Source organism: Pseudomonas japonica, from assembly GCF_900188455.1.
GTDB lineage: Bacteria > Pseudomonadota > Gammaproteobacteria > Pseudomonadales > Pseudomonadaceae > Aquipseudomonas > Aquipseudomonas japonica.
Genome location: NZ_FZOL01000024.1, coordinates 20770 through 33923, shown reverse-complemented (window position 1 = coordinate 33923; position 13154 = coordinate 20770). Strand labels below are relative to the sequence as shown.

Genomic DNA, 13154 nt, shown 5'->3' with positions numbered 1-13154 from the left:
CCCGCAGGTAGGTATCAGTGGCTGGGTTTCAGGCTGCTTCGATATGGAAATTGAGCACGCTGATGCCGGTCTGGCTGTCGACCTCCGGCAAATGATCGTGTGGATGGCCGCCCAGGGCGCAGTAGACCAGCCACTGGCGGTCCTGGACGTTGATGGCCAAACCGTCGATCAGTGCTTCCTGCTCCTCGCTCTGGGCTATCAGATAGAGGCGATCCTGGTTTTCGGCGTGCAGCATGACGGGCTCCGGTGCGTTGCGAGGGCGACAGAGTGGCCTGTGATGATGACCGGCGTGTGACGGCGACCTGTTGTTGGTCATTTGGTCGTAAAGGGCGGGCGAAAGCGGTCGGCTTGGGTAGAATGCGCGCGTTCCGTTTTTCGAGGTAAGGCGATGTCGCTGCAAATGCTCTGGGGGCTGTTCGCCGGCCACCCGGCCAAACTGATCAATCTGTTCGCCCTGCTGCTCACCTGCCCGGGTGGCATGCTCCTGCACAACGCACGCCGCCGCGCTTCGCGGGCGGTGGCCAGCCTGCCGGCGGGCGAGGCGGCGATCGACCTGCTGACGCAGCGGGTCAACCGCTTCTACTACAGCCTGGGTGGGGCGTTCCTGGCCATGGCCCTGCTGCTGTCCTGGGTCAGTACCTGGATCTGAGGTGGTACCGCTTCGCAGGCAAGCCAGCTCCTACAAGGGGCGTGTCTATCCCGTAGGAGCGTGGCTTGCCCGCGAAGGGCTGCAAAGCAGCCCCAAAAGACTCAAAGGGGCAACCCGGCCTTGACCCGATACTGATTCCGCACCGGCATCGCGTACTGCAACACCAGGTACGGCTGGTGCTCCACCGGGCACGCTTCCAGTCGCCGCTGCCACTCGGCCTGGGCCTTGGCCAGTTCCTCGGCGCCGAACACCTCGCTGGCCTTCGGCACCTGCAACTGCGGATCGGCCTCGGCCCATTGCGCATAGGCCAGGTAATGCGCCGGGAACAGCCGGTAGCCACCGAGAATCTGCTTGTCGATATGCGCGGCCAGTTGCTTGGTGTCCTCGAACTGCGCGGTCACCGGCGGGGTGAAGTTGATGTGCACCCGGCCTTTGTAGCCGGTGATGCCCAGGCCGATGCTCAGGTCATCCTCGCCTGGCGCCTTGCTGTAGCTGCCGGTGGTGGCGCGGATGTACAGCTCGCGGGCCTTGGCCTGGTCGCAGGGGTCGTATTCGTAGCTGATCGACACCGGACTCAGGTTCAGCGACTGGATCACCGTACCGAACGGCTCGTCCTTGCGGCTCATGTGGAACATCTTGAGGATCGCCGAGTCGGTGCGGTCGTCGCCGTCCTTGGCCCGGCCTTCGGCCTGGGCGATCCAGATCGATGCGCCATCGTTGCGGATCGAATGATTGATGTACGCCGAAAGCAACTGATAGGCCGCCAGCTTCTCGCGCCGGCCGCTGATGGAGCGGTGCACGATGAAGCTCTTGTTCAGGCGCATCATGTCGCTGACGAATGGCTTCTGCAGCAGGTTGTCGCCGATGGCGATGCGCGGGGTCGGCAGGCCGGCGTGATAGACGGCGTAGTTGACGAAGGCCGGGTCCATGACGATGTCGCGATGGTTGGCCAGGAACAGATAGGCGGTACCCGACTTGAACTGCTCGACACCGGTGTAGGTGACGCCATCGGTGGCACGCTCGATGGTGTGATCGACGTAGAACTCGACCTTGTCCTGCAGGGTCGCGACGCACTTCACCCCGGCGAACTCCTTGCGCAGGCGGCGGGCGATCAGCGGTTTGAGCAGCCAGCCGAAGCTTGTCGCCATCCGCGGAAAGCGGAACCGGGTAAGGATATCGAGGAATGCCGGATCGCTGAGCAGGCGTGCCAGAACGGCAGGGACCTCAGCGTCGTCATACGGTCGGATGGCATCGAATTCGCCCATCATGCTCTCTTGTTGTGAAACGGCTAGGGTAAAGGTAGGGCTGCGCCGCAAAACCGGGCTCGGGGGCGCAGGACCGGCAATTATACGCACAAGTAACAGCGGAGGCCGCGATGCTGGAGACCGAGTTCTACGTTTGTCCCTATTGCGGTGAACGGGTCGAGACCACGGTCGACCTCTCCGGTGGCGACCAGACCTATATCGAGGACTGCGCCGTCTGTTGTCGTCCGATCGTCTTCACTCTGCAGGTGCATGGTGACGAATGGATGCTCGATGTGAAACGCGAGGACGATTGATGCAGCGCATCTACGAACCGGAAAACCTGATGGAAGCCGAGGTGCTGATCGGCATGCTCGACAACGAGGGCGTCGAGGCGCATCTGGTGGGGCGCGATCTGCTCGGGGCGATCGGCGAGTTGCCGTTGCATGGCCTGCTGGGGCTGGCCGTCGCCGATGAACAGGCCGAGTACGCACGGCAACTGATCGCCGCGTACAATGCCGCCCAGCCACTTCCTGGCGATGAGCCGGAGAGTTATCCCGGAGTTCTGATTTGCTAGGTTTCGCCTGATGTGTGGACGCTACGCTCTCTTCCGCTGGTCGCCGGCCTTTGCCGCGCTGCCCGGCTTTCCCGCTGACCAGAAGGCACAGTGGAACATCTCCCCCGGCGCCCAGGTGCTGATCCAGCGCCTGGACGAGGGGCGCATGACCCTGGCCCGTGCCCGCTGGGGCCTGACCCCGCCCTGGCTGACCGACCTGACCCGCACCCCGGCCCACGCCCGCGCGGAAACCCTGGCCGACCAGCCGATGTTCCGCGACGCCTTCGCCAGGCGCCGCTGCCTGCTGCCGGCCAACGGTTTCTACGAATGGCGCGGCAACGTGCGCAAGCGCCCTTACTGGCTGACGCCGGGGGAGGGTTCGTCGTTGTTCTTCGCCGCGATCTGGGAGGCCTATCCCGTGCAGGAGCAGGTCTGGCTGAGCGTGGCGGTGGTGACCCAGGCGGCGATGAACCAGCGTCGGCCGTTGATCCTCGACGCGGCGGGGCAGGCCGCCTGGCTCGATGCGGATACGCCGCCGGCCGACCTGCACAGCCTGCTGGCCAGCTCGCCCGCCGCCTTGCGCGAGCGGGTGCTGGCGAATTTCGTCAATGATCCGAAGCTGGATGCGCCGGAGTGCCTGACCCCGGCCTGACTGGGGCCGCTTTGCGGCCCTTCGCGAGCAAGCTCGCTCCCACAGGAGTTCATGCCGCTGGTTCCTTGTGGGAGCGAGCTCGCTCGCGAAGGGCTGCGGAGCAGCCCCAAAACCTCTATACCCGGAACTGATTGATCAACCGCCGCTGCTGCTCCGCCAGCTTGGTCAACTCGGCACTGGCAGTGCTCGACTCATCGGCACCGCCCGCCACTTCATTGGCCACCTGGCCGATGTTGATCACGTTGCGGTTGATGTCCTCGGCCACCGCGCTCTGCTCCTCGGCGGCGCTGGCGATCTGGGTGTTCATGTCGTTGATCACCGACACCGCGCGGGTGATGCTTTCCAGCGCATCGGCGGCCCGCGCCGCCTGCTGCACGCTGACGTCGGTCTTGCTCTGACTGTCTTCCATGACCCGCACCACATCGCGGGTGCCCTGCTGCAGTTGCTGGATCATCTGCTGGATTTCTTCGGTGGCCTGCTGGGTCTTCTGCGCCAGGTTGCGCACTTCGTCGGCGACCACGGCGAAGCCGCGGCCTTGCTCGCCGGCCCGGGCCGCCTCGATCGCGGCATTGAGCGCGAGCAGGTTGGTCTGCTCGGCGATGGCGCGGATCGCCACGAGGATGGCGTTGATGTTCTCGCTGTCGCGGGCCAGGTTCTGCACCACGCCCACCGCGCGGCCGATCTCGTCGGCCAGGGCGGCGATGGACTGCGAGGTGTCGCGGACGATGGACAGCCCCTGGTTGGCGGCCTGGTCGGCATTGCTCGCGGCCTGGGCGGCGTGGGTGGCATTGCGCGCCACGTCCTGGGCGGTGGCGGTCATCTCATGCACCGCGGTGGCGACCAGGTCGATTTCGGCCATCTGCTTGTGCACACCCTGGTTGGTGCGGATGGCGATATCTGCGGTGTGTTCCGACGAATCGCTGACCTTCTGCACCGAACTCACCACCTGGCTGATCATGCTCTGCAGCTTGCCGAGGAACGTGTTGAAGCCCTTGGCGATGGAGCCCAGTTCGTCGTGGCGGTCGCTTTGCAGGCGGCGGGTCAGGTCGCCTTCGCCCTGGGCGATATCGTCGAGCATCGCCACCATCTGCCGCAGCGGACGGGCGATGCCGTGGGCCAGCAGCCAGATCACCAGCAGGCCGCCGGCGGCGATTGCCAGGCCGACCAGGGTCATGCCGGTGATGTCGGCACGGCGCTGGTCGCTGAGGTCGTTCTGCAGTTTTTCCGCGGCGGCCATCACCACGTTCAACGGCAGGTCCAGGAGCAGGGTCCAGCGCTGGGCGGTATCGCCGATCTGGAAAGGCAGGAACAGACGGATCTGGCCGGCTTCGCGGTCGACTTCATACACCGGTGCATCGCCGCTGACCTTCTTCAGGCTGGCGGCTTCGGCGGCTGGCAGCACGTCGCTGGCCTTCTCGCCGAACTTGCTTTCGTCCCGGGTATAGGCGACCAGGCGACCGTTGTTGGCGATCAGCGCCAGCTCGCCGGCACCGTTGTAGAGCTGGTTGTCGGCGGCCTTGAGCAGGTCCTGGATGAAGTTCACCGACAGGTCGACGCCGACGATGCCCTGGAACTGGCCGTCGATGAGCACCGGTTCGACGAAGGAGGCGAGCATCACCATCTTGTCGCCCACCTTGTAAGGCGCGGGGTCGATGGTGCAGGCGCGCTTGCTTTCCTTCGAGCACAGGTAGTACTCGCTGGCGCGCACGCCGGTGGAAAGCAGGGTGTTGTTGTTCAGGTCGACCAGTTTTTCCAGGCCGAAGCTGCCATCGGTATTGCGGTACCACCAGGGCTGGAAGCGGCCAGTGGCCGGATCGATACCCTCCACCGCTGTGCCGACGTAGCTGGCGTCGTCACGGTCCACGCCGTTCGGCTCCCAGGCGACGTAGGCGCCGAGCAGCAGCGGGTTGTCCACCAGGCTCTGCTTGAGCAGGGTGATCAGTTGCGCGCGGTCGGCTTTCAGGCGCGGGTTGCCGGCCTCGTCCTTCAGGCCCAGTTGCGCGTGGGTGGTGGCCACGCCGCGGGCGACCAGCAGCGGTGCTTCGAGGCGGCGCAGGATCTGGCTGGCCTGGGTCTGCGCCAGGGCAGTCAGGCGCTGCTCGATGACTGTGTCGAACTGTTCCTGTGTTCGCTGCTGCACCAGTTCCTGGGTCCGCGCTCCGGAAAACACCGCGTACAGCACCAGGGCGGCGACGATACTCAACACGATGGCCCCCGCGAGGGCGGCAACGGACAACTGGATCGACTTGAACTTCATGGAGAGCTCCGAGCGCAGGGAATGGTCGCCTTACCCCCGTGATATCGGCGTGAAACCGAAAAACCATTAGCCTGTCAGAGAGAAATCTTTACTTACGGCTGTGGCGCGTTCCCCTGCGCCGTCCTAGGATACGGCCCACGTCAGACGGGAGTTTTTACATGCGTAATTGGGTTGTTGTCGGTGCTTTGGGCGCTTCGCTCCTGCTGGCAGGTTGCCAGGCGGTGAACACCACCAGCGGTGGAGCGGTCGGTGTCGAGCGCAAGCAATACATGTTCAGCATGCTGTCGACCGACCAGGTCAACCAGATGTATGCGCAGTCCTACCAGCAGACCCTGGGGGAGGCGACCAACCAGGGCGTGCTCGACAAGACCAGCGCCAATGCCCGGCGCGTCCAGGCCATCGCCGATCGCCTGATCGCCCAGGCGCCGCAGTTCCGTCCGGATTCGGCGCAGTGGCAGTGGGAAGTCAACCTGATCAAGAGCGACGAGCTCAACGCCAACTGCGGTCCTGGCGGCAAGATCATTTTCTACAGTGGCCTGATCGACAAGCTGCAACTGACCGATGACGAGATCGCCGCGGTGATGGGCCATGAAATCGCCCACGCCCTGCGCGAGCATGGCCGTGAAGCGATGTCCAAGGCCTATGGCATCCAGATGGCCCGTTCCGGTGCCGGTGCCTTGCTGGGCCTGGGTGAAGACAGCCTGCAACTGGCCGATACCGTGGTCCAGTACAGCCTGACCCTGCCCAACAGCCGCAGCAACGAGAACGAAGCCGACCTGATCGGCCTGGAACTGGCGGCCCGCGCCGGCTACAACCCGAACGCCGCGATCACCCTGTGGAACAAGATGGCCAAGGCCTCGGGTGGCAGTTCGCAGCCGGAGTTCATGAGCACTCACCCGGCTTCGGACAGCCGGATTTCGTCGTTGCAGGCGGCGATTCCGAAGGTGATGCCGCTGTACGAGCAGGCCAAAAAGTAGCGGTCTGGCTACGCGCTCTCTGTAGGAGCTGGCTTGTCGTGTGACGAACCACTGCGATGGACCGCGCAGCGGTCCCGGTAGGCCTCCTCCTGGCTGTAGATCAGGAACCGGGACCGCTTCGCGGTCCATCGCGGGCAAGCCACGCTCCTACAGGGATAGCTTCAAGTTCGGCTAACCCACCCAGCCACTGGCCTGCATCGCCGCATACACCGCGATGATCGCCAGCACCACGAACGCACTCGCCGCCAGGCGCCGAATCAGGGTCAGCGGCAGTTTCTCGGCGGCGAAGTTGCCGGCCAGCACCACCGGCACGTTGGCGATCAGCATGCCCAGGGTGGTGCCGATGATCACCATGATCAGGTGCGGGTACTGCGCCGCCAGCATCACCGTGGCGACCTGGGTCTTGTCGCCGATCTCGGCCAGGAAGAAGGCGATCAGCGTGGTCACGAACGGCCCGAAGCGTCGCGCGGTGCCGGCTTCGTCGTCATCCATCTTGTCCGGGATCAGGGTCCACGCGGCCGTGGCGAGGAAGCTCGCGGCGAGAATCCAGTGCAGCACGGTGTCGCTGAAGAAACTGCCGACCCAGGCCCCCACGGCACCCGCGGCGGCATGGTTGGCCAGGGTGGCGGCGACGATCCCGGCGATGATCGGCCAGGGTTTGCGGAAGCGCGCGGCGAGGATGAGGGCAAGCAGTTGGGTCTTGTCGCCGATTTCGGCGAGGGCAACGATTGCGGTGGGAACGAGCAGCGATTCCAGCATCAGGATTCCTACGGGGGCGGGTCGACACGGCTATGACACGTACAGCCTTCCCGCCCCGGGTAAGGTGTGCGTGTCATAGGTCTTGTCAAACCCTGGATCCGTCTGATGCGGACCGTGGGTCGTGCGCGCCATGGTCTGTGGACCAAGTATGTTGACGTCGCACCGGGCGAGCAGGGCGCTCGCGGGAGACTACTCCCCTAGGACGGAGCGGATTCTGCCTACACGGGTTCGTTTGCGCAAGTGCTGTTTTTCAGCCGCGCAGGGCCCGGTAGATCTTGAATCCATTGGCCTGGGCACGCGTTTCGCAGTTGCCCAGGGCGCCTTCGATCAGCGGTTGATAGCGCAGGAAGCTGTTCGCCACCAGGCGCATTTCGCCGCCTTTTTTCAGGTGATCGGCGGATTTTTTCAGCAGGTTTTCCGATGCCTGGTAGTTGGTATGGACACCGCTGTGGAACGGCGGATTACTCAGAATGACGTCGAGTCCGCGAGGTGCGAAGTCGATGCCGTCGGCGGCGATCACCTCGCCTTCCAGACCATTGGCGGCCAGGGTCAGGCGACTGCTGGCCACAGCGAAGGCATCGACGTCGAGCAGGGTCACCCGGCTCTGTGGATAACGTCGCTTGATGGTGGCCCCGAGCACACCGGCGCCGCAGCCGAAATCCAGGACATGACCAGACGGCAACCCGTCCAGATGCTCCAGCAACAGCGCGCTACCGCGGTCCAGGCGGCCATGGCTGAATACCCCCGGCAGGCTGACGATCTGCAGCGGGCCATCGGCCAGTGGCAGTTCGAAACGCAGGGCGAGGCTGTCCAGCGACTGCGCCACCGGCGGGTTTTCCACGGTGACCTGCCACAGCTGGCAGTGTCGCGCGCTGTCCAGCTTGCGGGGCTTGCCGAAGGCATGCAGCTGTTTCGCCGCGGCCTCGATGCCGCCGCGTTTTTCCCCGACCAGATACAGCACGCGGCCGCCCAGGCGCGAGGCCAGGGCGTTGAGCAGGTAGTTGGCCAGATCGCGGGACTTGGGCAGGAACAGCACGGCGCCGTCGAACGCCACGTCCGGAACCTCCACGCCGAAATCGCTGCGGCCGGCGAAACGGGCGTTCAACAGCGCCTGGTCGCCGGCATGCCAGCTCCAGCCCCGGGCCTGTGGAAAACTGCTCAGCAGGCTGTCGGCGGGTAACCCGGCAAGCAACAGCGGGCCGGTGAACAGATCAGCCTGACGAAGCAATACTTCACTGCGCGGGTCCATGGACGGCGGCTCCTGAAAAAAGGGGCGAATTCTAGCAGAAGCCGACGCCGCTCAGCTGACCACGCGGCGTGGCGTGCCGGCGAGGAAGGCGCGGGCGTTCTCGCCGAGCTGATCGACGATGCGTTGCCGTGCCTCCACCGCGCCCCAGGCGCTGTGCGGGGTGACGATCAGGCGCGGGATATCGCCGGCCAGCAGCGGGTTGCCGTTGACCGGCGGTTCGACGCTCAGCACATCGCTGGCCGCGCCACCCAGATGGCCGGCGCGCAAGGCGTCGGCCAGGGCCTGTTCGTCGATCAGCCCGCCACGGGCGGTATTGACGATGAAGGCGCCGGGCTTGAGCAGGGCCAGTTGCGCCGCGCCGATCATGTGGCGGGTGTTGTCGTTGAGCGGGCAGTGCAGGGTCAGGGCGTCCACTTGCGGCAGCAGCTCTTCCAGACTCAGGCGGTCTTCGCGGGGCGGACGGCCGGGCAACTGGCCGAGCAGCACGCGCATGCCGAAAGCCTCCGCCAGGCGCGCCACCGCGCCTCCCAGTTCGCCGTGACCGAGCAGGCCGAGGGTCTTGCCTTCCAGCTCGACGATGGGGAAGTCCAGCAGGCAGAACTGTTTCGCCTGGGCCCATTTGCCGGCGGCGACCGCCTGCTGGTAGTCCGGCAGGCGGGTGGCCAGGGCCAGCAGCAGGGCCAGGGTGTGCTGGGCCACCGACGGCGTGCCGTAGCCCTGGCAATTGCTGACCACGATGCCCTGTTCGCGGGCGGCCTGCAGGTCGACGTTGTTGGTGCCGGTGGCGGCCACCAGGATCAGCTTGAGGTCCGGGCAGGCCTTGATCGTCGTCGCATCGAGCACGACCTTGTTGCTGATCGCCACGCTGGCGCCGCGCAGGCGCTCCACGACCTGTTCGGGCGCCGTCGCCGAATGCACGTCGAAGCGCTCGAAGCAGTCACGCAGAGCACCGAGGTCGAGGTCGCCGAGGTCCAGTGAGCTGTGATCGAGAAAGACGGCGTGGGTCATGGCGGGGCTCCTGTGGATTTCAGAGAGGGAAACAGCGATCGGGCAGTTGCTGGAGGTCGGCATCGAACGCCTGCAGCTCGCCGAGCTGGTGTTGCAACTGGTCGATCCGCTGGCGCAGCTGGGCGCTCTTCGCGGCGATGGCGGCGCGGATGTCGTCGCGGCGGGTCTGGCCGTCGGCCATTAGAGCCTGCATCTCCTTGAGGGTAAAGCCGAGCTTCTGCGCGCACTTGATCAGTACCAGCAGGTCGACGTCATGTTGCGCATACACCCGGTACTTGCCCTGGCGCCGGGGCGCGGGCAGCAGGCCGATGCTTTCGTAATGGCGAATGGTCTTGAGGGTGGTGCCGGAAAGACGGGCGGCTTCGCCGATGAACATTGCACTTCCTTGTCAGCGCAGGGCCAGGGCGCGGGTTTGCGCCAGCCAGGCCTGGCGGCGTTGCGGGGTGGAATCGAGAACCGGGCCGAACGTTAGCGTCTTTTCCGGGCGGATGCCACAGAACGCCAGGGTGGTCCGGCGCATCTGGTGCAGGCCGGGCATGCTCTGGAACCAGCGGTAGTACCACGGCGGGGTGTCCATGGTCACCAGCAGGTGGGCGTGGCGGCCGGCCAGGAGTTTTTCCGGGAACGCCGAGCCGGACTTGTAGCGGAAGGCGAAACCCGGTTGCAGGACACGGTCGAGGAAGCCCTTGAGCAGGGCGGGCACGCCGCCCCACCAGATGGGGAAGACCAGGACCAGGCGCTCGGCCCAGGCAATGGCCTGCTGGGCTTCGAGCAGGGCGGGTTCAAGGGGCTGTGGCAGGCGGTAGCCGTCGCGCAGGACGGGGTCGAAGTCGAGGCTGCCGAGGCTGATGAGGCGCACATCGTGGCCGGCGTGGAGGGCGGTGTCGCGGTAATGCCCGGCCAGGGCGGCGCAGAAGCTGTCGCTGGAGGGGTGGCCGAGGAGGATCAGGATGCGCTTGCTCATGGTGGGTTCCTGCTGGAAAGCAGGGCAGGGTGGGGGATGACCCATGGGGGAGAGTCAAGGGTTCGTGGTGATGCTCAGGGCCTCATCGCTGGCAAGCGGAGTCCCCCTCGCAAGCCCTGTTGTAACAAGTTATTAATGGGTAAGGTATCCACCCCTATTCGTTACCAAGAGCCGTCATTCGTGTACTGGGCAGAATTTCTCACCGTAGCCTTGATCCACCTGCTCGCCGTGGCCAGTCCCGGCCCGGACTTCGCCGTGGTCGTGCGGGAAAGTGTTACCCATGGCCGCCGCGCCGGGACCTGGACCGCCTTCGGCGTCGGTACCGCGATCTTCCTGCATGTCGGTTACTCGCTGCTGGGCATAGGCCTGATCGTGTCGCAGTCGATCATGCTGTTCAACGTGCTGAAATGGGCCGCCGCCGCCTACCTGATCTACATCGGCTTCAAGGCCTTGCGCGCCCAGCCCGCGGCGGCGGGGGCCGAGTCGATCCAGGTGTCGACCGTCGAGCGCACCCCGCGCGCCGCCTTCGTCGCCGGTTTCATGACCAACGGCCTCAATCCCAAGGCCACGCTGTTCTTCCTCTCGCTGTTCACCGTGGTCATCGACCCGCATACCCCGCGTCTGGTCCAGGCCGGCTACGGCGTCTACCTGGCCATGGCCACCGGCCTGTGGTTCTGCCTGGTGGCGATGCTGTTCAGCCAGGCCCGGGTGCGCGCCGCGTTCGCCCGCATGGGCCACTGGTTCGACCGCACCATGGGCGCCGTGCTGATCGCCCTCGGGGTGAAGATCGCCTTCAGCGAAATCCGCTGAACAGAGGCGCCCTGGGGCGTGACCGTTCGGTCGAAACACGGTCAAATCATTCCTTTGGCTGATTTGACCGCCGCCGCCCCGTTCTAGAGTAGTGACAGCTTTGTCCATGCCCCGTGCAACTCCAGAAAAGGGATTCCCATGTTGCAGACTCGCGTCATCGCCCCCACCGAGGGTGCGTATCAGTTCCCGCTGCTGATCAAGCGCCTGCTGATGTCCGGCAGTCGCTACGAGAAAACCCGCGAGATCGTCTATCGCGACCAGTTGCGCTACAGCTACCTGACCCTCAACGAGCGCATCGCGCGGCTGGCCAACGTGCTCACCGAGGCCGGGGTCAAGGCGGGCGATACCGTGGCGGTGATGGACTGGGACAGCCATCGCTACCTGGAGTGCATGTTCGCCATCCCGATGATCGGTGCCGTGGTGCACACCATCAACGTGCGTCTGTCGCCGGAGCAGATCCTCTACACCATGAACCACGCCGACGACCGCTTCGTGCTGGTCAACAGCGATTTCGTCGGGCTTTACCAGGGTATCGCCGGGCAACTGACCACGGTGGAAAAGACCCTGCTGCTCACCGACGGTGCGGAGAAGACCGCCGACCTGCCCAACCTGGTCGGCGAATACGAGCAACTGCTGGCCGCCGCCAGCCCGCACTACGACTTCCCCGACTTCGACGAGAACTCCGTCGCCACCACCTTCTACACCACCGGTACCACCGGCAACCCCAAGGGCGTGTACTTCACCCACCGCCAACTGGTGCTGCACACCCTGGGCGTGGCCACTGTTACCGGTAGCATCGACAGCGTGCGGCTGCTCGGCACCGACGATGTGTACATGCCGATCACCCCGATGTTCCACGTCCATGCCTGGGGCATCCCCTACGTGGCCACCATGCTCGGGCTCAAGCAGGTCTATCCCGGGCGCTACGAGCCGGACATGCTGGTCCGCCTGTGGCGCGAGGAGAAGGTCAGTTTCTCCCACTGCGTGCCGACCATCCTGCAGATGCTGCTCAACTGCAAGAACGCCCAGGACCAGGACTTCGGCGGCTGGAAGATCATCATCGGCGGCAGCGCGCTGAACCGCGCCCTGTACGAAGCGGCCAAGGCCCGCGGGATCCAGCTCACCGCCGCGTATGGCATGTCGGAAACCTGCCCGCTGATCTCCTGCGCCCACCTCAACGATGAACTGCTCGCCGGCAGCGAGGACGAGCGCATCACCTACCGGATCAAGGCCGGGGTGCCAGTGCCGCTGGTGGAAGCGGCGATCGTCGATGGCAATGGCAACTTCCTGCCGGCCGATGGCGAGTCCCAGGGCGAACTGGTACTGCGCGCACCCTGGCTGACCATGGGCTACTTCCGCGAGCCGGAGAAGAGCGAGGAGCTCTGGGACGGCGGCTGGTTGCACACCGGCGACGTGGCGACCGTCGACACCATGGGCGTGATCGACATTCGCGACCGCATCAAGGACGTGATCAAGACCGGCGGCGAGTGGATTTCGTCACTGGACCTGGAAGACCTCATCAGTCGCCATGCCGCGGTACGCGAAGTGGCCGTGGTCGGTGTTCCCGATCCGCAGTGGGGCGAACGCCCGTTCGCCCTGCTGGTGGTACGCGAGGGCGCGAGCATCGACGCGCGGGAACTCAAGGAACACCTCAAGCCGTTCGTCGAGTTGGGACACATCAACAAGTGGGCGATTCCCAGCCAGATTGCCCTTGTTACCGAAATTCCCAAGACCAGCGTCGGCAAGCTCGACAAGAAGCGTATTCGCGTCGACATCACCCAGTGGCAGGCCAGCAACAGCGCATTCCTTTCCACCCTGTAAGCCGCGCCGGCTCGTGCCTTGACCGGTGCGAGCCGCGTTCCAGAGGCTTCGCCGCCTTGTGAAATGAAAAAAATCAGCCATCCTTGCCCGGCCAGTCTTCGTGTCGCCCGCGATGGCGCTGCCATGGGCGAGGGTAATGTGCAAATCACACTTTAGAGGGATCAAGCACTACTACCTGCTGGCTATAGTCGGGTCAGGGGATTTTGAGGAA

The 13154-nt window shown here is 65.0% G+C and carries 15 protein-coding genes and 1 pseudogene; 7 read left to right on the top strand and 9 right to left on the bottom strand.

Annotated features, from left to right (window positions below; translation table 11 throughout):
* Window positions 1-28: 28 nt before the first annotated feature.
* Window positions 29-235 (bottom strand): hypothetical protein, encoded by a 207-nt coding sequence (locus CHB99_RS23975; RefSeq protein WP_042127097.1) that lies wholly within the window; start codon window positions 233-235, stop codon window positions 29-31.
* A gap of 153 nt (window positions 236-388) precedes the next feature.
* Between CHB99_RS23975 and CHB99_RS23970 the strand changes: the two genes are divergently transcribed.
* Window positions 389-649 (top strand): hypothetical protein, encoded by a 261-nt coding sequence (locus CHB99_RS23970; RefSeq protein ID WP_042127094.1) that lies wholly within the window; start codon window positions 389-391, stop codon window positions 647-649.
* A 101-nt stretch (window positions 650-750) separates the two neighbouring features.
* On the opposite strand, the gene CHB99_RS23965 is transcribed toward CHB99_RS23970, so the two are convergent.
* Complete coding sequence (locus CHB99_RS23965; RefSeq protein WP_042127093.1) at window positions 751-1917, bottom strand: 1-acyl-sn-glycerol-3-phosphate acyltransferase; 1167 nt, start codon at window positions 1915-1917, stop codon at window positions 751-753.
* Window positions 1918-2024: 107 nt separating this feature from the next.
* Between CHB99_RS23965 and CHB99_RS23960 the strand changes: the two genes are divergently transcribed.
* Genes CHB99_RS23960 through CHB99_RS23950 form a run of 3 tightly spaced genes read left to right on the top strand, consistent with a single transcriptional unit; the run spans window position 2025 to window position 3098 of the window.
* Window positions 2025-2207 carry a CPXCG motif-containing cysteine-rich protein gene (locus tag CHB99_RS23960; protein ID WP_042127091.1) on the top strand — a complete coding sequence of 61 codons (183 nt, stop codon included), beginning with the start codon at window positions 2025-2027 and terminating at the stop codon, window positions 2205-2207.
* Window positions 2207-2467 (top strand): putative signal transducing protein, encoded by a 261-nt coding sequence (locus CHB99_RS23955; RefSeq protein WP_042127089.1) that lies wholly within the window; start codon window positions 2207-2209, stop codon window positions 2465-2467. The genes CHB99_RS23960 and CHB99_RS23955 overlap by 1 nt, the downstream gene beginning before the upstream one ends.
* Before the next feature lie 10 nt (window positions 2468-2477).
* Window positions 2478-3098, top strand: a complete 621-nt coding sequence (locus CHB99_RS23950; RefSeq protein ID WP_042127087.1) for an SOS response-associated peptidase — start codon at window positions 2478-2480, stop codon at window positions 3096-3098.
* Window positions 3099-3213: 115 nt separating this feature from the next.
* Here the strand turns inward: CHB99_RS23950 and CHB99_RS30695 are convergent, their stop codons facing one another.
* The gene (locus tag CHB99_RS30695; RefSeq protein ID WP_410478958.1) at window positions 3214-3957 is read right to left on the bottom strand and encodes a methyl-accepting chemotaxis protein; all 744 of its coding nucleotides are present in this window, start codon (window positions 3955-3957) and stop codon (window positions 3214-3216) included.
* Between the two features lie 114 nt (window positions 3958-4071).
* Window positions 4072-4272: pseudogene (locus CHB99_RS30690) on the bottom strand (HAMP domain-containing protein); the annotation flags it as partial.
* A gap of 1241 nt (window positions 4273-5513) precedes the next feature.
* Here CHB99_RS30690 and CHB99_RS23940 point away from each other — a divergent pair.
* Complete coding sequence (locus CHB99_RS23940; RefSeq protein ID WP_042127082.1) at window positions 5514-6332, top strand: M48 family metallopeptidase; 819 nt, start codon at window positions 5514-5516, stop codon at window positions 6330-6332.
* A gap of 171 nt (window positions 6333-6503) precedes the next feature.
* Here the strand turns inward: CHB99_RS23940 and CHB99_RS23935 are convergent, their stop codons facing one another.
* The 5 genes from CHB99_RS23935 to CHB99_RS23915 form a co-directional block, all read right to left on the bottom strand.
* Complete coding sequence (locus CHB99_RS23935; RefSeq protein ID WP_170946411.1) at window positions 6504-7088, bottom strand: TMEM165/GDT1 family protein; 585 nt, start codon at window positions 7086-7088, stop codon at window positions 6504-6506.
* A gap of 253 nt (window positions 7089-7341) precedes the next feature.
* On the bottom strand, window positions 7342-8340 hold the full coding sequence (locus CHB99_RS23930) for a methyltransferase (protein WP_042127078.1): 999 nt from the start codon (window positions 8338-8340) through the stop codon (window positions 7342-7344).
* 51 nt (window positions 8341-8391) lie between these two features.
* Window positions 8392-9348 carry a 2-hydroxyacid dehydrogenase gene (locus CHB99_RS23925; RefSeq protein WP_042127075.1) on the bottom strand — a complete coding sequence of 319 codons (957 nt, stop codon included), beginning with the start codon at window positions 9346-9348 and terminating at the stop codon, window positions 8392-8394.
* Between the two features lie 19 nt (window positions 9349-9367).
* Entirely contained in the window at window positions 9368-9724 is a 357-nt protein-coding gene (locus tag CHB99_RS23920) for a MerR family transcriptional regulator (RefSeq protein WP_042127073.1), read from the bottom strand.
* Window positions 9725-9736: 12 nt separating this feature from the next.
* On the bottom strand, window positions 9737-10312 hold the full coding sequence (locus CHB99_RS23915) for an NAD(P)H-dependent oxidoreductase (protein ID WP_042127071.1): 576 nt from the start codon (window positions 10310-10312) through the stop codon (window positions 9737-9739).
* A gap of 180 nt (window positions 10313-10492) precedes the next feature.
* Here CHB99_RS23915 and CHB99_RS23910 point away from each other — a divergent pair, with 180 nt between their 5' ends.
* Both CHB99_RS23910 and CHB99_RS23905 read left to right on the top strand, forming a co-directional pair.
* Entirely contained in the window at window positions 10493-11122 is a 630-nt protein-coding gene (locus CHB99_RS23910; protein ID WP_042127070.1) for a LysE family translocator, read from the top strand.
* A 138-nt stretch (window positions 11123-11260) separates the two neighbouring features.
* Complete coding sequence (locus tag CHB99_RS23905; protein ID WP_042127069.1) at window positions 11261-12943, top strand: fatty acid--CoA ligase; 1683 nt, start codon at window positions 11261-11263, stop codon at window positions 12941-12943.
* Window positions 12944-13154: the final 211 nt, after the last annotated feature.